Below are 20425 nucleotides of genomic sequence, written 5' to 3' on the forward strand. Positions count from 1 at the left end.
TTAGCGTAGATGCCACGGCTGCTTTTTATTCACCGCAAACCCGTTTTTGGGAGTTATTATGCGGCAGTTTATTAGCCTATATTACTCTTTATGATATTAAACTATTGAGTAGGGTAAGAAAAAAAACAGATGTTGTACTGACCAAAATTATTTATCAAAATGGAAGGGAGTCTAATGGGGCACTATTAAAAAATATTCTTTCTTTTTCCGGGCTTCTCATTATTATTTGCTCCTTTTTTACCTTTTCAAAAGCTACAGTTTTTCCTGGAGCTTGGGCTCTAATTCCTGTGCTAGGAGCTTTACTTCTTGTGGCTGGGAAAAATTCATGGACAAATCGTGTCATTCTTTCCAATCGTATTTTAGTGTGGTTTGGTTTAATCAGTTATCCACTTTATTTATGGCATTGGCCGTTACTCTCCTTTGTAAAAATTATGGAAGGAGGTTTTCATCATAAAATTTTTCAATGGGTGGCCGTTGGACTCTCTATTGTGTTAGCCTGGATTACTTATAAGTTAATCGAAAGGCCAATACGGCATGGGTTTGGGCAGGATAGAGCTAAAGTAGTTTTTCTTGTAAGTTTCATGTCCATTATGGCGAGTTTCGGTTTCTACATAGAAAAAAATAATGGCCTCGACTTTAGGATTAAAAATCTAAATGATTTAAACAGCTTAAATGCAATCATTAATCTTCCCCTTCTTCCAATAGAGCCAGCTTTTGGATGTGCATTGAAAATTCCTGAGTTTAAGAATTTTAAATTTGCGGGTGATGGTGTTTGTTATTTATCAAAAAATCAAGAACCAGATATTATGTTTCTTGGCGATTCTCATATTTGGCATTATCAGAACGCATTATGGAAGCAATTTCCTTCGCAATCGGTTTTGATGCTTGTATCAAGCTCCTGCCTGCCTTTTTCCAGTAATTACTTTTTAAAGGGCGAGTGCAGGAAAAAATATGATGAAATACTTTCATTTTTGGAAACGAATAAATCCATTAAAACGATAGTTTTAGGCGGCTATTGGGCTTATTTAATGACAGGAGGTTTTGAGAAGGAAGGATCTCACTGGCGCATGGCAAAGGCTTTAGATCCGGAAAGAACTAAAAGTTTTCTAGAAAATGGGCGCTATTTTCTTAGCAAAGCGCTTAAGGGAAACAAGGAGATTGTTTTTATAAAGGATATACCTAGCTTAAATTTCAATATAAAAACGTGTTTTAAATCAAGGCCGCTTCAGCTGCCTCATAAAGGGGGTATTAATAAAGAGTGTTCCATGGATAGAGCAAATTTTGAACAGATAAACAGTAGTTATGACAATGTGGTGAATCAATTGTTAGCAGAATTCCCGCAAGTAAAAATTTATGACCCCAGGCCTTTATTTTGTAAAGGCGCGAAATGTACAGCGCGTGGTGAGGTACTGCCTTATTACTTTAATGGCGATCATTTAAACTATTATGGTGCAAATATTGTTATTGAAGATTTAAAACATAAAGAACATTTAGATCAAAAAACAGACTTGGCCATTATAGAACCTAAGAAAACCAAGGTACAATAGATTGGTGCCACGCGAAACTTACCCCTCCCTACGTACCGCGCATAAAGCGCAGTACGTAGGATGTTGAGTATAGTTCATTTAAAAAACATAAAGTGACATTCAAATTTCGCGTGGTTCTCTCAGGGGCAAGCCGTGGGACGTAGTAAGTAGAATATTTATTGAAAATGGCTCAATACAACAAGCTTTCTTATCAAAAAGATTGATGATACTTCAAGTCTCAAGATCAAATCTACCTTGCTATTTTTTCGTTCTTTTATCAAAGGGAGTTTTGAGAGCAAAAGTTTTCGCTTCTCACGAGCATCACAGTTAATCTTATACAATTGCAACTAATTATATCTACATTAATTACAATTAACACTTTTTGATTTTATTGTGATTAAAAAGTATTGAATAAGTCACAATGATCTAGTAGATTACATTTTAGGTTAAATAATTACTAAAGGAATAAGATTATGCCAACCTATTTTGATCCAATCATGCTGGAAGACACGCTACTGAATGAAGGTACCAATGTTTACTTAGTGAAAATTGGGGATAATAAATTCTGTATTAAGGGAGTATCCTCAGGATTAGAGAAGCTGCCTGGTGATCCCACTACGCACGCTACAGAATATTGGCCCATTTCCATTGACACTTTAATTGGCCTTGCAAGTAATAAGATCCTCTTTGAGGATGATAAATTAACAACCAAACCACTCACAAAAGAACAGGTTAAAGAATTTTTTGCTTTTGATCCTAATGAAGTAGCTCCTCAACAGTTTAACAGTTCCATTAAACAAGAATTAACAGATGAATGGACAGAGGATCTGATTCAAAACACATTCGGCCAATCTGCTCTAAATCCTCACTCATTCTTTTTCCAGCCGATTTTTTTACACGCACATCATGGAAACCATAATCCTGGTGTACAGAATGGTACTAATCCGATAATTCCAGCTATCTTGGTATTCCATTTGATGCCAACGTCGGAAAATAATGAAGAAGGAGCAGTACCATTAGTTTTAAACATGTTGATGTTGATGATGGATACAGAAGCTCACGCAGAAGAAGAAAACGAGCAAAGTAGTTCCAATAATTTAAGCGGAACTTCTTAATCACATGGTTTAGGGTAAAAGGCAGATTGGTTGGTTCAGAATAAGCCAAAAATCTGCTTCACTAAGCGAAAACGCTTTGGGATAATGGGAAAATTATTCTATACTCTTACATAAGTAAAAATGAAAGAGAATAAAAATATGCCACATGGACGATCTGAATTTGAACCAATTGATGATGCGATTATAAAAACTCTAAATTCATTATTAGAGCTTGAGATGGCAGGTGTTGTGCGTTATACCCATTACTCTTTCATGGTTTTTGGTTTTAATCGTATCCCTATCTGTAAATGGATGCGTGATCATGCTCAAGAGAGTTTAAACCATGCTCATTCAATAGGTGAACTTATCACCCATTTTGCCTATCATCCTACGCTTAAGATTGGCAAATTATTAGAGACCCATGAACATAATATTGGCCATATTTTAGAAGAATCTCTTGAGCATGAAAAACAAGGCTTGAATTTGTATTATCAACTATTACAACTCTCAGAGAAAAAATCTGTGCTAGTCGAAGAATTTGCTAGAAACATGATTCTAGAAGAGGAAATGCATATTGGTGAAATACAAAAAATGCTTATGGATCCTAAGACTTTGAGAGATTAAATAATATCCCTAGATTTTTATTGTAGCCTGGGTGCTAGTCCGAAGGATTGTAACCCGAGTTCCACTGCTAATCTCACATTATTATAATTATTGAAATAAAATATGGTGTAGCTTTTTGTATAGGAAAAAAGTAAGCTGCCCATTGTTGACCCAACAACATTTAAATAAACTTAAGCTAATTACTATTCACTGATGCACTAAAGTTTATATAAAAAATTTTGATCAAATACTGATCTAAAATTTTCATCTAATTAGATTTAAAATTTAACTAATTGTATTTTCACTATGACTAAATATAAATTTGAACTTACGGAACAAAACGAAGATATTCAGATATCAGCCAAAGTAAGAGCAACAGGAGTAATACATGGCTATGTTCAAATAAGTTCTTCCATAACCTTGGAAAATAAAAAATTAATAGAAATAGCCCAGCTCTTCGTGAATCAAAATATTAGAGGGTCTGGATTAGGAAGCGAACTTGTATCAAGAGCAATCGAATATGCTCTTAAACAGAATAAAGGCATCCATATGATGATCCAGCCTGGATCGGTAGGGTTTTGGAAGAAATATTTTAATAACCGTTTTGATGGAAGGCGTATGACCTTATTCGGTGGAGAAGCTTTAAATTCAAAACTATCTGACGGAGTAGTATTTGAAATATCTATGATTAGCTTAATTAAAAATTATAAGTTTCCTTTGGATGAAGATTTACGAGCTCCTGGAATCGAGCGAATATGTCGAGAGATAAGTTGGAACATTTTAACTGAATAATTTAAAGTGCTAATTAAATAAGGAAACGGCAGCGAATCCCTACATTTTAATAGAGGGTTCGCTGTTACGTAGATTAAAGCATGTTAGAAATTAAAATAGCTTCTCTCATAGCAGTATAGAGTATGTTTTTTCTCTCTTATCATGACAGTGACAGTTTTTGGCGTTGAGAGAACTTTTACTTTTGTGTAATTTTTTCGAGGCTGCAAACAAGTTCTGTAGCGTCAATGTTTAAGAAATAAAAACCACAGGAGTTACAGTTTCTGGTAAGTAGTACACATTATTACGAAACGCTACATTAGTAAAAGTAGGTATCAAGAGCAATTATGCTATTTAATAATGACATACCTTTAATCAATGATAAGTTTTCCCATACCTCATTTAACGAATGAAATGGCGTATTGTGCAACAAATGCAAGTTGATTACGTAAAGAGAGCTAGAAAATGAAAAATCATACACTTATCCTCAAGTGGGCAACTCATTACCTGCTCTCTAAAGGATATTCGCTACTGCATTCACCTGAAATCATGCTGGAAACCCCTTGGTCCAATGTGATTCGATTTTCAACTTCAAAAGGTTATATTTATTTGAAACAACCAGCACCGTCCATATCTCAAGAGTCAAAGATCATACAACTATTGGCAGATAAATTTCATGCCAGTGTACCTATTGTAATAGCGATTAACGATAAGCTGCATTGTTTTCTGATGAAAGATGCCGGACAATCACTGCGCGAATATCTGAAACACGAATTGCAGACGAACTTATTGTGTCAAGCCATTAAGCAATATACATCAATGCAACGCTCGACAGAGAACCATATAGAATCCCTGCTTGCACTAGGAGTCCCAGATTGGCGATTAGACAAATTATCCAAACTCTATGATCAAATTATCAACCAAGAAGAGTTTTTAAAAGCAGATGGTATGACGGACAAAGAACTACGGTCAGTACATGATTTAAGTCCGCAAATTTCAGCAGAATTCAAATTATTATCCCAATACAATATTCCGGAAACAATAGTTCAATCTGATTTTCACAGCAACAATATTCTGATTAATCCGAGTACCCAAAAATTGACATTCATTGATTTGGGAGAGATAGTGATTACCCATCCATTTTTTTCCTTACATACTTTTCTTCGCCAAGGCATTACCCATCATGGTGTAAAAGAACAGGATCAAACTTACCAGCAACTTCAAGGCAGTTGCTGCGAAAACTGGCTGGATTTAGCGGCTAAAGACAAGCTGTTAGAAGGATTTTTGTTAGCAAAAAAATTATGGCCCATTTATTCCGCACTTGTTCATTATCGAATAATGAATAGCCTCGATCTGCAGGCTTTTAAATCCTTTTATGCTAATAAGCCTAATCACCGACTCGCCAATTTTTTTAGAGAATATACTGAATCCCACTTAAACTTTTAGGCTACCTTAATCTTCTGAGCAAATGAGTTGAGTTATTTTGATCTGACATTAAGATTTTAATCAATTTTTGCTGCAACAGAGATATTTATTTCTATTTCATACTCAAATCCCATTCAGACTGATTTGGCATTTCTTTGAAAATTTTACCTACCAAACAATCCATTTCTACTGATTCCGCTCTTTTTCTAAATAGCATATTAACGAAATCGTCTGCTACCAGCGGCCAATGATCTTCAGGATTGGGCTCGTTACTATTTTCTTTTTGGATAATGTTTTCATTTTCTTTTAATAAGTCATTTACAGCTTTTTCATCGTACGCAACAAGGGCTCCTGAACGAATACTTAAAAAGCCGCCTTTGGGAATTACTTTATATTCCGTATTGTCTGCTATTCGTACATATCTTTTTTTGCCCGCATCATAAGCATACATCTCTTCGGGGAGAGGGTTAGGAATAACAAAAGATTTTAACCCTGCTTTTTTTAATAACATAGTGACTTGAAATAGTTCAAATCCGGAACCACGAATTGCCTCTAATGGTAAATATCCCAATGCTTTTGTTTTTCCAACCTCTGCCAAATCGCTCATTTTCTGATGAGAAAAAAAGTCACTGGTTGTTTGACTTGGTGAAAACAGAGGTTTACTCTGGACAGGTTCTGCATCGTGAGGACTAATAGTTGTTGTTTCACTGGAATCTCTTTTTGACGAAGTGAGTTTTTTTAGGAGCTTTTTGATCGACTTCATAATTAACAATAAGATTTGTATTTATTCAAATTGTAGACAAAAAATCCTGATACTGCAAAGCAAGGAGGTTGACAGCAATCTGCAGAATAATGAGTGAATAGGAATGAGCGATTTAAATGGGATATCCCTCTGCTATTATTTGCGAATATCGTTAATGAGGCTAATCTATAAATAGAAGGAAAAAAGGAGCAAATATTGGAGGGAAACACATGAAAAAATTATTAATATCTTCCTTACTCACTGTATGGAGTATGGCCGCCATGGCTGATAGTGCCATCATAACAAAAACCCAAACATGGAAAAGCATTCCCATTACAGTAAATGCCGAAAAACACATTTATACTGTTAATGAGGGAGATGTACCTCTACCAGGGAGCGAATTTTATTATACTTATTCTGGTTATCGATGTATAACAGAGAAAACAAATATTGTTGGTGTAAATGCAGTTGTATATCATGCAGGCGTCACTGGCGGAAGTGATATATATTGTTACCCCGAATAATGGCAAGCAGGCAGATGACTTGCAATCACGCGTTACTAGAGCGAAACAAAATATTGTGAGAATGAATGCAGTTGTATTTCATATAATGCATCTGTCTCATTTTGATTTAAGCCAAGTTGGACTATGGTGACTTAATGTTTTAATTAAAGTAGATAATTATTTACGCATTTTTTTAGTCATATAATGACTGAGAAATAATTCCAAAAAGCCGATGAGGCTCTTTGTTTTTTCCGGTTTTTTTAACTTAAGACGCATCATAAGCTGTGTGAAAATAAATTGGACTAGTTTAAGACGAAAGTAATTTAAAAGTAATCGATAAAACATTAAAATTCCTAGTGTAGAACAACTATTGTAATTATAGTCTATTTAAAGTGGAGCGGATGTCGAAAACGCTCCCTTTCTTTAAGATGAGCAATATCAGCAACGAGTATCGTAGCTTGAGTTGCTTGTGAGTAGGATTTTCTAGAATACGCATCTCAATAAGTTCTGGCTGCAAGCACATTTTTAAGGGGCCCAAAAACCCTCAGACCAGCTATTCAAAATAGTTTGAGTTCAACTAAGTATATGACCAGAGAATAAAGTACACAAATGACCAAAAATACGATGAATAAAGTCATTAAGATAGATTTAATATTAATGCAAATTTTTGGTCTTAGGAAAAAGGAATATGCACCAAAGAAACCGCAAGTGGCACCGAGCAGGGCACCTCCTATTACATCAGTTAGCCAATGCACTTCCAGGATTAAACGGGCAATTGCTTCGAGTATAATTAGAAGACATGCACAGATTATCACAAGCCAACGATAAGATATTTGTGGAATAATAAGTGCAGACAGAAAAGTAACATAGGCTGAGCATAAAGTTACATGCCTACTAGGGAATGCATAGCTTGGTAACGTACTCGTTGATATTTCGGGTCTGGGATAATCTATAGCATTTTTTAGAACGTGTGCTAGCAGGGCTGCAATTAAAACGACACCAATTAAATGTAAAGCAAGCCACTGCTCCTTTTTTCCAAAAAGCATAACACTTGTAATGACAAAAGTAGGTATAACAATATGTTTATCGCCAAATAATGAGAAAAAAATACTTATCCAATATAAATAATCATTTTGTAATTTTTTGATTAATAAATATAAGTCAATGTTAATAGATAAATAGGGGCTTTGAAGAAAAAGTGCCCTCACGAGTAAAAAAAATAAAAAAATGCATATGAAGGCGCTGATTAATAAATAGAATTTATTATTTTTTATTTTATCTAATTCCATTTTTTTTCCTAAAAAAGGTGCGTATTTTGTAATTTCCTTTTACTTTAATATTCAGAGACGTTTTTACCAGCAGGAAGTATTTAATTTTTTATCTGGTTTTTCCCGCTTTTAAAAAGTATAGCTAAAGAAATTCCCTAAAAAATCTGATAGATATAAAATTGATAATTAATTTAATTGCTGAGCCAAGCGTTTTGAATCATACAGGTTGATTGTTGTTTGGAAATGGGGATTATTCTAAAGAAGCCACATGCAGGATTTTAAGGTTAGGTAATCAAATGGTGAAATCAGACAGGCAGCCCGTCTGCAAGCAAACAGGCTGCGTTTTCCATTGAGGTGAAAGCTTAAGGCTTTTGCCAAATTGGAGCGCCGGTATGTCTGTTAAGACAGGTAATATAAGTTTTTGTCCCTTTACGGTCTTTAGAAAAAATAAAAACAAAATCACCTGCAATTTGCCATGATAATATTTTCGCATGGAAGGGGGCATTCCATAAACGAACTCCAGCATAGGTGTAGGCAGTGACGTGATCCTCACTATCAAAAGTTGAAATAGCCATTACCGAATCAGGAGTGAGCTTCATTCGTTCTTGTTGGAAATCATAATCCTCTATCGGAGCAGCCGCTGCGTGAGTGATTAGCGTGGTGGAAAATAACAAGCCAAGGAACATCATTCGAAACAATTTCATATTAAAAACCTCTTGGGTGTGAATGAAAATAAGCCCTCTACGGTCAACTTTCCCACAGGGCGTATAGGACAATTCGATTCAATTCGAGTATCGTAAGAATCCCAGCGGACAATACAATTATTCTGCATTTTTGTAAACAGCTTGAGATTGCTGATAATTCAGTTGCTTGCAAAAAGAATGGATCTGATAAATTTTGAAATGTTTTGCTTCTAGGTATAGGGTTGCTTTGAACTACGGTTTGAGCTAATTGACGTTTGTATCAATTTATAATAGCGTATTCAAGTTGTATGACCTAAGGGATCAGATAGTTACGAATAATTACGCGCTCACCTAAAATATTCTTTATTAGTTTTGCATTCCCAGGTGTTTATTCTGCAGGAGCCAGGCAGGGGTAATGTAGGTCCTTCTTTAGCTATTCAATACCTTAATCATTTAACTACAATTAATGCAGGGGTTTGGGTTCGCGGTACCAATCAAGTTTATTCCCAATGGGAATCACTAGCAGGACCAAACTGGTCAGTGGCAAATATTCAGAATACCTATGTTGAATTAGAACGTTATATGGGGCTAACGCCGAATCCTGCTGCCCGAGGATTTAGCGGGCCACTCCCGATTCGCCAAGAAACTGCTCCTACACAAGTATCACTTAAATTGTCACAAGCAATCATGAATGCTACCCATGTGGGATTTGTTCCGGATTATAATGATCCCAATGCCCCTATAGGGGTTTCTCCTCAATTGCAATACACACAAATGGATCCCGATGGTGTTTTTCGAGCAAGTAGCGCGATTGTTTTTTTAAACAATAATGTCATGGATCATAATGGCAATGGAGCTAATGGGCGTAAATTGCGCGTCCTATTTAATGCTACTGCAGATAAGGTGATTTGGAGCGGTAATAAGGCAGTAGGCGTGAATTATTTCCAAAACGGTACTGCCAAAAAACTTTATGCAGCCAAAGGAATTATTGTAAGCGCCGGGATTAAAAGCAGTGCATTTTTAATGCGTTCTGGAGTAGGAGCAGCGCCTTTATTACAGGCACTCAACATCCCTGTAGTCTATAATAACCCTAATGTAGGTCAGGGATTGGCTGATCAACCGCATGTCATACTGATTTATACTTCTAATCCCAATGATACGCCTTCATCGCTCGTGCTGCAGATTGCAGGCAATATTATCTCTGCTTTAGCAAATACTCCTATTGGTCAACAATTTATTAAATATATTGGTACTCATGTGAATGCGCCAAATGGCTTATTTTCGCAAATTGCAATGTTGCCGGATCCGAGTGGAGCGAATCCTGGGGTACGTGCTGTGCGATTTGCCTCAATTAATCCGATTTCAGGCATCACTGTTGTCTTATTAGATTTGGTACAACCTGCGAGTGCTGGTTTTATTATGATTAAAAGCAGTGATCCTTTTGTAGAACCCAATATGGATTTGGGCGAGTTTAAACAGCAATCTGATCTAACGCTTTATATCAATACACTGCAAATTTACATTAAGAATATCAATACCCAATTACAAGCTATTGATCCGAGCTATCAGATGATTTTTCCTGACCCATCAGTACTTGATGATGTGTCACAACTTACTGATTTTATAAAGCAAGAAGTGGGTAGTAACATGGTTTTTCAAAGCCATTGCCGTATGGCGCCCTTAAATCAAGGGGGTGTTGTGGATGGTACAGGGCATGTATATGGAGTACAGCATCTCATTGTAGCGGATGCATCTATTGCTCCTGTGCCAATGGATGGTACTCCTATGGCCACGGCTTATTTGATTGGAGCAAAGATAGCGGATATTTTGCAGGAACAATAAGATTGGAGACGAAAAATACAGGTCGGGCCTTGGCCCGACAATTCGGTGGTTAAATAAAAAATTTGTTTTCGATAATTATACGCATTCAATTAAAATTCGCTTTTGGGACCTTTAAAATCTTCTTCCGCCCTATGTTCTTCCATAATCATACCTAATGCTTTTTTATGTTCAACAAAGTTCTCTTTAAATGTTTTTAGCTCAGTATTAGTTGCTGCTAAGGTATTATCGGTTTTTTTTATCATCTCCGCTTTGTAATTTTTAAAGAAATTTTTCACCCAAGCGATAAAGCCTAACTCGAGTAAACCGGGGCGGTTATTTTCAATGGCTTTAATATTATTTTCTAAATAGGCTAGTGTCTCGTCTGGTGTCCTTAAATTAGAAGTTGTAACCGCGATAAGCATATTTTCAGCAGCAATTTTACGAGCCTCATAAGCTTTTAACAATATTGAATGTTTATGAGGACGGTTGTTTTCTAAAAAGTCTAAATAGGATGTAATTTGTTGATGTATACTTTGAAAAGATTCTTCAACAGGTACTCCTTCTAAAGCAGTTTTTACTGATTGTGCTGAAATTTGCCCATGCGTTTCCGGGCGGCTTAAAAGCGAAAGTTGATCTTCTACCTCAAGTTTACGATTCCAGATCTCCCTTCTTGATTTTTCTAATTCCTTTATGCGGGCTTGCCTTTCACCTCCTGGCTCCAGTTGCTCAGCTTCTAATCGTTTTGTCTCCTGATCAATAGCTTTTATATCAGCCTCTATACTATCGAGGTAATCACTAAGTAGTTTGCCCATGTCACGTATTTGTTCAACATTTCTTTTTATTAAATGATCCACAGCATAAGCAAATACCTTCTGGCAAGACTTTTCTTTTTCAATCAAAATTTCCATTTCTGGGCTCTTATCTATTATAGTTGTTCTGGCAACCTCTTTGGCTGCTTCTTTTTTTGGATTTACAGGCCTTGCAATTGCTTGAGCAATCTCATCCCTTACCATTTGGCGAATTTCTTGTGGTGATTTACCTTGATTACCTTCTTGCTGCATTAACCATGCTTCATGGCTTAATAGCGTTGAGACGGCAGACATAATTTGAGTCAAATAATATTGCTGTTCCGCAGTTTCATGTGCATTTAAGGAAAAGATTCCATGCTGAATCTTTACGATGTCATTAAAAGTAAGGTCCGTTTCTGCAAGTAAACTTGCCATTAAAGGAGTAACGTCGTCACCTCCCAAGATCTCGTCATTATTTAAAGGCATATACCTGTCATAGACTAACTGCCCTAAACCTAAGGCCAATAAGTATTTGCCCTTTCTTATGGCATCAATATAATCTTGTGGTTTTGGCATATCTGATCTCCAAAAAGACACATGATCTAATTATAGAGCACTCCAATAGATTGGTGTGTTGTGATGCTGGAATTGCTAAAGTTTAAAGGACACGAATGGTAAGGCAGGTAGGTTGGGGCATTTTGCCCAACCATTTAAACACAATCACCATATTAAATCAGAGGTATCGATGAATTGGATGTGTAAATGAGATTTTAAAATTATCGACTCATAATTACTCAATCCTATGCTTGCTATATTGAACTTAATTTCATTGATTCTAAAGTGGGTTCTTTCAATTTCACTTCTTCTTTCTTTAAATTTGAGAGTTGCTTTCTTAATTCATCTTGTTCCACTTTATTTTTCCAAATTAGGAGATGAGTTTTTTTAGATATTTCTGTTGTAATAGTATTAATTTGTTTCGGAGTAAGTTCTTGCGTATGATTATAGTAAGCATAAAGTTGAGCACATATCTCCTCAATTTTTTTCTCTTCACTTAGGTCCTCACTCTCAGGCTTTAAGTGAAAATCAATCACACAACATAATGTGGTGCGTACATTATTCATATGGAACCAGGACAAAAATGCACGATAATAAGCACTATTGCGAACAAATACAGGAATGATTGGATTTTGTAAACTCCAGAAACCATCAAGCCTAAGAACATGAATGGGTGTTTTATTCATCAATGCAAGCTTGGCTACCCCGGTGTAGACTCTAGGAGGTTCTTGATCTAATCGTGCAAAATTACCTTGAGGGAATAGTGCGACACAGCCATGTTCACTCAGTGCTTTACTCGCTTGTTCTAACGCGCCAGCATTAGCAGAGCGCCCATTACCACTTTTAGTTGCAGTTGCTTCGACCGGTATCGTTTTAAACATCTTCAGAAAAGAGGAAACACCAGGTATAGAATTAAAAGCAGTTGTGGCGAAAAATTGAGGGGGCGTGCCCTTCATTTTTGAGGCAACGACAATTGCTTCCCAGCCCGTTCGATGCGGGCCTACTGCAATGAGTTTATTTTCTGTTGGTGCGTTAGTAATCTCTAAATCACCACTTTTTGTGTGCATTATTCGGGTCATAAGCAACAAAAGACCGGCTATTATACGGGCAAAACGATTTTCATAGTTAAGTTGATTGTTAGACTCAGCGAATCGTGCAATGGCATACGTCGCTACAGCAAGACCGGCTAGTAGGAACAATATATTATAAGCACTCGCTATAGACTCATCGTAATTATTATGTGGCTCTATATGGGAATACATGTGAATTACTCCTTGTAAAGACTAGAGATATTAAGAGCTAGCCATCCAAAATCTGTTATAGTACCTTTAAAATTGATGTTGTCAATTAAATGCCCAAAAAATAAAGCTGGGTTTTAGGTTGAGTCATCTTGACCCAACACTATTTATATCCCTATCCTGTTGTCAACATACCACAAGAAATGCCTGTGACAGTTTTCCTTAAAAGAGGTAAATCCTTCCTTTTCATGGCCTCAATCTGTATGAGATTCAAAGGATGAATTAGGGTTGATCTTAATTGAATACTTTCCCCAAGCCAGGGTTGATGAAAACAAAAATTTTTCTCACCTGTTATTTGATAGAAGAATAGGATGGTTGACTCGAGTTCTGCTTGAAAAGGCTCGAGAGACTCCTTGGAGCCAGTCAACTGGTACAAGTACTGTTCCCAGATGGGGAGGTATACTTTAGAAAGGGTTACGCCTAATTGTTTTACGAAGGACGCAAAAAGAGCATTTTCCTTGTAGAGACCTTGAAGCCTATTTTTTCCAAGATCATCCAGCTCTAACCAAGTGGAACCAACCCCCCACCAAGTGGGGAAAAGAAGTCGTGTTTGCGTCCAGCATAGGATCCATGGGATGGCCCGCAGCTTTCTTTGATCTGACCCTGATTTTCGTTTGGTCGGACGAGAGCCAATCTTCAGCTCTGTTAAAAAATGATAGGGCGAAGCTTGTTCAATTGTGGACCAAAACCATTCGCTTTGAATAAGCGTCTTATATTTCTGGCTGACCTTTGTAGAAAATAATAGCAGTTCCTCAGGATAATCATCGTCTGTGTTTTTATCTTTTTGTGAGTAGATATCAAGGAGTTTGTCAATCTGGCTTTTGAGTATGGAGCTTGAACCAAAGAGTCTTGCGACCATTTCTCCCTGGACAGTCACTTTATAATTAGCCATCATTTCCTTGGACCAGGAAGCGATTTGTTCTTTGATATCCCCACCCCCTCGCTCAATACTGCCGCCTGATCCATGAAAAAAGATGGGCCTAAGGTTCTTATTTTCGAGCGTAGATTGAATACTTCTTAAGCTTTTCGCAATCATGAGTCGAGAAGGTAATACGCCATTTTCTTTAGACGAGTCGGAATAGCCTAACATGACTTCATAGTTCCCATCCCATTGGTGAAGATGCTTTTGTCTAATGTCTTCTGTGATTGAATTATTTAAAATAGTATCAGCACTGGTAAGAGCACGTTGATTTTCAAACAAGGGCACAACAGGTAGGGCATAGCTTCTAAAAACTTGTTTCACAAGGTTAATTCCATTTTTTATATCCTCAGCAGATTCAACCATGCTGAGGATAAAACCTCGTATATAGTTTTTGGGATCAGTCCCATGGGTTATAGAATAGACGCGCTCAAGCATTCTGATGATGGTTGTTTTTTTGATGCTGGTTAGACTCTCTTTTACAACAGCTGAATCTTCCCGGAGCTCTAGAGGTATGACTAGAGCGGGATAGAGCTGAAAAATGGTGGCAATTATGGCAAATTGTTCGGGTCTGAATTTTAAAAACTTTAGGACATTTGTTTGTAGCCCGGTTAATTCTTTTTGGAATGCAGAGATTCTTTCATGATCCCTTGGTTGTATTTTCTTAAGATCGTGCCCTTTTTTAATAAGCTGTTTGATCTGATTTGCCAATGCTTTGTTTTTATTTAATGCGGTTGAGAGTTTGATAATTTCTAGTACTTCTTTTAGGTATTCCTGGATATAGGCAATAAAAAAGGATCGAGAAAGCTCAAGACTTTTAATCATAATTTTTTCATTAACACCAGAGTGCCCGTCTTTATCGCCTCCTACCCAAGTACGTAATTGAATGGGAATGCCTTTGCTTAAAAGGGAATGATAAAGTTTGATGTTGAGTGGATCGAGTGCATATTGATAGATGTAGTGAGCTTCATCTTCTACACTTGGTTTTTTTTGATAGGAAATATTAATCTGCAGCGAGATTTTAAGCATTTGATCAAGATGAGATTCATTCAGCAGATAGGGGGATTTTAGAGTCTCGACAAGATAGTCACGAATTGTTTTAAACAGCGTTAAAAATTCATTGGTACGAGCTTCTGTTGGATGCGCTGTTAAGACATAATGAATTCCCTGAGGCCTGTCAGAGTAGACTTTTTCTTCTCTTTGGTTGATACGAAAAATACGGTAGGCACTTTCACAGGCATTAATGAGTTCCATGATGAGAGAAAACCCATGGGCAATTTGATAAAGTTGATTTCTATCAAGCTTGGAAAGCTCAACGTGCAGACTAAGAAGCGCATTTTTCAGTACAGACGGTTCACTCCCAATTGTGTCTTGCATGGATAGCCGAATTTGCTCAATTCGTTCATATGTTTCTTTTCCATAGACTTCTGCAATGGCTTTCCCTAAACGAGTAAGGGACCAGGAAACCATACGGCTGAGTTCTCTTGGCAGATGGGAGACATTTTGTTTCATCAAAACTCCGATTTCTAAAGGGGTGTCCGTAAGGCCCGTTCCTGCGGCGCGCCTTACGCTTGTGATCTAAACCCCGATTGAATAGACTTTTCTATACGAACTTCTCAACTTATTCTCAAACGATTTTGGTGCAATGAAACCAATTGCAGAATGCCTTTGCACCTGTTTTTAATAATACTTATACTGGAAAATACGGAGTTTTGCTAATTCTCTTGTTTTAATTATTTTCCTTAATAAAGGATGTCGCAATATTCATGTTAAAATGTTTTTAATTTAGCCCTTTTAAAATTGTATAGACCTGTATGATTGCTTTGTAAATCATGGACATGGCAGTTTAAAAACGGATAGTGTGCCCCTTCATAAAAGACTCCGAAAATATCCGATTTGATTTTAGTTATTCTTTTTAGCGAGGCCATGCCTAGGGAATTACGCGTCATTATGGCTGGTTTTACTGGGGATTCTGATTTAGGTAACGAAACAGAAGCGAATCAAATCATACAAGAAAATTTTAGTTGTTCAACTTAAAATTGCAGATGGTTTTACCCTTTTTCTTGGGATTCTTCTGACGTAAAATAAGCCTGCATAGCAACTGTCTTGAAATAAAATTCAAGACGGTTGAATCGGTTCAAACGTCCAGCATTGTTTTTTCTTAATCATGGCATTCATTATGATGAGTAATTTGCGCATACAAGCAATTAAAGCGGCCATTTTAGCTTTTCCTGCCTCACATAATCGTTGATAGAACGCTCGTAATTGAGGATTGTGCTTAATAGCAACAAGAGTAGGCATATAAAGAGCAATTCGCACGGAAGCTCTACCTCCCCAAATAGTTCGCTTTCCTTTTAATGTGCCACTATCACGATTAAAAGGAGCTAATTCTGCTAAAGACGCGACTTGCTTCGTGTTTAATGCACCTAACTCTGGAAGTTCGCATAGCATAGCCATTGCGGTTACTTCACCTATTCCTTTAATACTGGTTAATATTTTTTTCTTTTCCTTCAAGGTTTCATCGTGACAAACAAATTGTTTTTGAATCGCCTCAATGCGTTCTAATTCTTTTTCTAAAACTTCCACGATACGTTGAATAGACTCTGCTTGTTCAGAAGTGGCTTTATCTAACCGGTTTTTCTCAGCAATAATCATATCGATCAATTGTCTTCTACGCGCATTATTTGCAGCCATAGCCTGTTGTTTTTCGTTATAAATAACATTGGGTTCAGGCTCCATCTTACTGGCAAATAGTGCAATTATTTCTGCATCAACTTTATCTGTCTTGGCTAATCGTCCAGATGCTTTCGCAAAATCCCTTATTTGTCGTGGATTAATAACGCACACATTAAGATTCACTTTGCTAAGTGCATTGCTCACTGAAACTTCATATCCTCCTGTAGACTCCAAAACAATCAGTGTATTGGGGAATAACTTTACTTTAGCAAGTAGCTTTTGAATACCTGCCATTGCTAAATTGCATGTATTTTCTTTTTGGAAGTATAAATACATCCAGATGTGCTTTTGATACATCAATCCCAATATAGATTTTTTCTTCTTGAAACATGATAATAAAGATCCTTTAATCACTCTGCCTTGTAGGTACGGGATCCGTGATCCCTGGCAACTGTTCGAGTTTGTTTAAGGGAATGAAGCGGCGATCAAGCTACGCTTCGGGTTCGTAACCCATGGCTGGGACGACCTGCCGCTTCTCTTTTTTATTACCGTACGACGATAATAAGACTTTATTAAATCATATTTTCAAGACACAAGGCTGGGCTAAATCGCGCGACTTATGCTAGCTATACTGCACTGCCCTTAATCAAATCCTGTGCTTAAACTGGATAGTGGGGGAGGCATTTGATTTTCCTTATCATCATGAGTCTTAAAAAAAGATGTTTTAGTTCTTTTTAGATTTCTTATCTCTTTATCTTTTATCCCTTCAGGGAGCATAAATGAATTATTCTTTTTAAGAACAGGTCTATTCTGCTCCACTAATTTTTTCCCAAAGAATCGTTCGAATAGACTGGATGTTTTTTCTTTGCTTGGTGTTTGCTCCATTGTATGTCGAGGAGTTAGACGCGGGGAATGAGTTGGGCTGTATGTTGGTTCTGAAATAGTCTCAGTTCGATCACGCCCTATATTATAAGAAAGAGGGCGTTCGTCCTCTTCAGATTTATCATATAATTTTACTTTGTCCTTTTGGGTAGCGCATACAGTTAATAAGTCTTTACACATTTTCTTGATATTTTTATCTTCTATAGTATTTAACAAGTGTATGGTACTTAAATATTCTGGGAAATTAACCACATCAAGGGGGCGCATAAGATTATTTTTGATATCCTCTAATATTCCTCTTGCTGCACTTTCAATTACCGACTTACCTTTCTTCGAAGTATCAGCCATTAGTTTAATAACAAAAACCCGCAGTGCATTTTGAAGTTTTCCTTCATTCACTTCTTCACCAAGATTACGGTATCCTTTTCCTTGTCTTGCACTATGAATAGCGGCAGCTAATTTACTTATTGCCTCTTCTTTTTCTTTGGATCCTTTTTTCATTTGTCCTATTTGGGAACTTCGTATTTCTAAGCTAGTTGCCAAGGTTCTCATTTCATCATTAAAATCAAAATAGATAGTTCCCTTTTCGGGGTTACTCTCCGAACCTAAAAAATGTTCTAGAGTATTCCAGGCATTATTAATTACCGTAGCAAACACCGCTACTTTAGTAGTCAAGAGGTTCCTTCTTACTAATAGTTCAGCACGTACAGATTCAGTGTCTGTCTGGGTGAATTCATTGGTAATTCTATTGTTTTGTATGTTAAGCCAACTTTGTTGTATTCTATAAATAATGGCACTGGCGATTTGATCGTGTACTTTTTGGATTTCTTTGCTTACATCTTCTTCTGTGGCCGCACCATTTTCAGACATAACCCGCTTTACTATTAATTGAACTTGTTTTTCCCAAAAGCTATTCCATGCTTCACTCTGTTTCATAGGCTCGAAAAAAAATTTATAAAATGTTGCTTTGGTATAACTTAGATTCGCTTCATTCACTCGAGGTTTCCATTGATCGAAGAGTTTACCAAATGATTCGAGTACTTTGTCCTCACATAATATTTCTAATAATTCCGTGGGTTCTTTTATCTGAACATTTCCCAGAGACGGTGTAAAAAATAATCTTCCATTTAATTTATTTAACAGTTCACCTACATCTTTATCGTCTACTGGTGTATTTTTCAGAGCATCGGATACATACTCTAAATATTCGACTAGCATCTCAGCAGCATTTTTCATTGCAAGATCCCCACTTTTAGTTCATGTTGTTTTATAGTTGGCGCCATAGTAGCATTTTATTTCAGCAAAAGGCAGCCATCGCCCATACAATCAGATAAAGCGCTTCCAATATGAATAAAATGCATTGAGGAGTGAGTAGGTTGAGTCATTCGATCCAACAATTTAAAGTACTTCTACTATATTTAAATTAGAGGCGTGTAAAAATCATCAATGTAATAAGTGATCGTGAATGTCCGGACTTTTGTAGGGGGAGCGGGGAAAAGGATGGGGGAACTACAGCGAGGGCAGTGTAATATTCGTCCCATAATTCAGAATTAAAAGGGCCTATCCAAGCACAGGCATTCATAGTAGAAGCCAAACAGGAAGATCCGATGGAAATTCAGCACATAAAAAAAGAAGTAAAACAATTTTTACTTAATTCTTTTAGAATTAAGGATATTGGCTATTCGGATAATATTTTTGATACAGGTGCCATGCATTCTTTATTTTTCATTCAATTATTAGTTTTTATCGAGAAGAAATATAAAATTGATCTTGAGGTCGGTGAGTTTGAGCCAAATCAGTTAACGAGTATTGATGCCATTGCTGGTTTTATTTCGAGTAAACTATAATTCAATATGGATAACCGAGATAAAGTTTTGGCTGTATAATGCATGCGGAATGGACACGACATGAAACAAAAAAAACTGACTCTTCTTGGCGCAGGAACAATGGGTTCAGGTATTGCACAACTTTTTGCGCAATGCGGATTTTATGTCACCTTAATTGATAATCGCCAATCGCAATTAGATAAAGCAAGAAACACAATAGCTAAAAATTTGCACTATCTGGCATTAACCCAGAATTTACCATCAAACCATTCTATTGAAACAATATTGGCATCCATTTCTTTTACAACAAAACTAGATGAACTCCAGCACTCTGAATACATTATTGAAAATATCCCTGAAAATTGGGAACAGAAGAAAGCGTTATACCAAGTATTCAATGAACAATGCAGTTCAACCTGTATTTTCGGGGTAAATACTTCTTCCATATCCATTACGAAAATAGCATCGCTTGTTGAGTATCCTCAACGTGTTATAGGGGTACACTTTATGAACCCGGCACCAATGATGCCTATGGTAGAAGTGATAAAGGGATATCACACGGATGAATTGACAATAGAAAGCACCAGGGTGCTACTTGAGCAAGTGCATAAAAAAATGATTGTTGTAAAGGACTCTGCTGGCTTTGTAAGTAATCGGGCAATGATGATTTTTATTAATGAAGCCATTTTTATGGTACAGGAAAACATTGCATCAATTGAAGACATTGATATTCTATTTAAACAATGTTTTGGGCATAAAATGGGGCCGCTGCATACAGCAGATTTAATTGGATTGGATACGGTTCTCTATTCTTTAGAATCCATATATTCAGCGCTAAACGATCCAAAGTACCGGCCATGCTGGTTATTAAAAAATATGGTTGATGCAGGGCTTCTTGGACAGAAAACGAAAAAAGGATTTTATCAATATGAATAGGGTTTGTTTGCACGCCATTCCTACTTCCCGCGGCTTGTCCGCGGGATCCACAGATTCAGGCACAGAGCGAAATTTCTGGCTCCCCCGGATAAGCCGCGGGAAGTAGGGGAGC

The 20425-nt window shown here is 36.8% G+C and carries 16 protein-coding genes and 1 pseudogene; 9 read left to right on the top strand and 8 right to left on the bottom strand.

Annotated features, from left to right (window positions below; genetic code table 11):
* The 5 genes from A8O27_RS18920 to A8O27_RS15355 all read left to right on the top strand — a co-directional run.
* A partial coding sequence (locus A8O27_RS18920; RefSeq protein WP_064115118.1) for an acyltransferase family protein occupies nucleotides 1-1547 on the top strand: 1547 nt, incomplete at its 5' end.
* Nucleotides 1548-1999: 452 nt separating this feature from the next.
* Entirely contained in the window at nucleotides 2000-2641 is a 642-nt protein-coding gene (locus A8O27_RS15340) for a hypothetical protein (RefSeq protein ID WP_058457889.1), read from the top strand.
* A 138-nt stretch (nucleotides 2642-2779) separates the two neighbouring features.
* On the top strand, nucleotides 2780-3244 hold the full coding sequence (locus A8O27_RS15345; RefSeq protein WP_058457890.1) for a ferritin-like domain-containing protein: 465 nt from the start codon (nucleotides 2780-2782) through the stop codon (nucleotides 3242-3244).
* A gap of 285 nt (nucleotides 3245-3529) precedes the next feature.
* On the top strand, nucleotides 3530-4015 hold the full coding sequence (locus tag A8O27_RS15350) for a GNAT family N-acetyltransferase (protein ID WP_058457891.1): 486 nt from the start codon (nucleotides 3530-3532) through the stop codon (nucleotides 4013-4015).
* Between the two features lie 441 nt (nucleotides 4016-4456).
* Nucleotides 4457-5437 carry a phosphotransferase gene (locus tag A8O27_RS15355; protein ID WP_058457892.1) on the top strand — a complete coding sequence of 327 codons (981 nt, stop codon included), beginning with the start codon at nucleotides 4457-4459 and terminating at the stop codon, nucleotides 5435-5437.
* A 91-nt stretch (nucleotides 5438-5528) separates the two neighbouring features.
* Here the strand turns inward: A8O27_RS15355 and A8O27_RS15360 are convergent, their stop codons facing one another.
* Nucleotides 5529-6179 (bottom strand): hypothetical protein, encoded by a 651-nt coding sequence (locus A8O27_RS15360; protein WP_058458093.1) that lies wholly within the window; start codon nucleotides 6177-6179, stop codon nucleotides 5529-5531.
* A gap of 209 nt (nucleotides 6180-6388) precedes the next feature.
* Between A8O27_RS15360 and A8O27_RS15365 the strand changes: the two genes are divergently transcribed.
* Nucleotides 6389-6682, top strand: coding sequence for a hypothetical protein (locus A8O27_RS15365; protein ID WP_058457893.1), 294 nt, complete (start codon nucleotides 6389-6391; stop codon nucleotides 6680-6682).
* A 536-nt stretch (nucleotides 6683-7218) separates the two neighbouring features.
* Here the strand turns inward: A8O27_RS15365 and A8O27_RS15370 are convergent.
* On the bottom strand, nucleotides 7219-7950 hold the full coding sequence (locus tag A8O27_RS15370) for a phosphatase PAP2 family protein (protein WP_058457894.1): 732 nt from the start codon (nucleotides 7948-7950) through the stop codon (nucleotides 7219-7221).
* Between the two features lie 341 nt (nucleotides 7951-8291).
* Entirely contained in the window at nucleotides 8292-8633 is a 342-nt protein-coding gene (locus A8O27_RS15375; RefSeq protein ID WP_058457895.1) for a hypothetical protein, read from the bottom strand.
* 363 nt (nucleotides 8634-8996) lie between these two features.
* Between A8O27_RS15375 and A8O27_RS15380 the strand changes: the two genes are divergently transcribed.
* Nucleotides 8997-10454: a GMC oxidoreductase gene (locus tag A8O27_RS15380; RefSeq protein WP_058457896.1), complete on the top strand. Its 1458-nt coding sequence runs from the start codon at nucleotides 8997-8999 to the stop codon at nucleotides 10452-10454.
* An 89-nt stretch (nucleotides 10455-10543) separates the two neighbouring features.
* Here A8O27_RS15380 and A8O27_RS15385 read toward each other — a convergent pair whose 3' ends face one another.
* The 5 genes and pseudogenes from A8O27_RS15385 to A8O27_RS15405 all read right to left on the bottom strand — a co-directional run bounded on the left by A8O27_RS15385 (nucleotide 10544) and on the right by A8O27_RS15405 (nucleotide 18787).
* The gene (locus A8O27_RS15385; RefSeq protein WP_058457897.1) at nucleotides 10544-11797 is read right to left on the bottom strand and encodes a hypothetical protein; all 1254 of its coding nucleotides are present in this window, start codon (nucleotides 11795-11797) and stop codon (nucleotides 10544-10546) included.
* A gap of 233 nt (nucleotides 11798-12030) precedes the next feature.
* Entirely contained in the window at nucleotides 12031-13038 is a 1008-nt protein-coding gene (locus A8O27_RS15390) for a lysophospholipid acyltransferase family protein (protein ID WP_058457898.1), read from the bottom strand.
* Nucleotides 13039-13189: 151 nt separating this feature from the next.
* The gene (locus A8O27_RS15395; protein ID WP_058457899.1) at nucleotides 13190-15505 is read right to left on the bottom strand and encodes a phosphoenolpyruvate carboxylase; all 2316 of its coding nucleotides are present in this window, start codon (nucleotides 15503-15505) and stop codon (nucleotides 13190-13192) included.
* 606 nt (nucleotides 15506-16111) lie between these two features.
* A pseudogene (locus tag A8O27_RS15400) lies at nucleotides 16112-17060 on the bottom strand (IS110 family RNA-guided transposase).
* Nucleotides 17061-17311: 251 nt separating this feature from the next.
* Nucleotides 17312-18787 (bottom strand): hypothetical protein, encoded by a 1476-nt coding sequence (locus A8O27_RS15405; RefSeq protein ID WP_058457901.1) that lies wholly within the window; start codon nucleotides 18785-18787, stop codon nucleotides 17312-17314.
* Nucleotides 18788-19158: 371 nt separating this feature from the next.
* On the opposite strand from A8O27_RS15405, the gene A8O27_RS15410 reads away from it, so the two are divergent.
* Entirely contained in the window at nucleotides 19159-19398 is a 240-nt protein-coding gene (locus A8O27_RS15410; protein WP_058457902.1) for an acyl carrier protein, read from the top strand.
* A gap of 60 nt (nucleotides 19399-19458) precedes the next feature.
* Complete coding sequence (locus A8O27_RS15415; protein ID WP_058457903.1) at nucleotides 19459-20313, top strand: 3-hydroxyacyl-CoA dehydrogenase family protein; 855 nt, start codon at nucleotides 19459-19461, stop codon at nucleotides 20311-20313.
* The last annotated feature ends 112 nt before the right edge of the window (nucleotides 20314-20425 follow it).

This window comes from Legionella bozemanae, assembly GCF_001648595.1.
Lineage (GTDB): Bacteria > Pseudomonadota > Gammaproteobacteria > Legionellales > Legionellaceae > Legionella > Legionella bozemanae.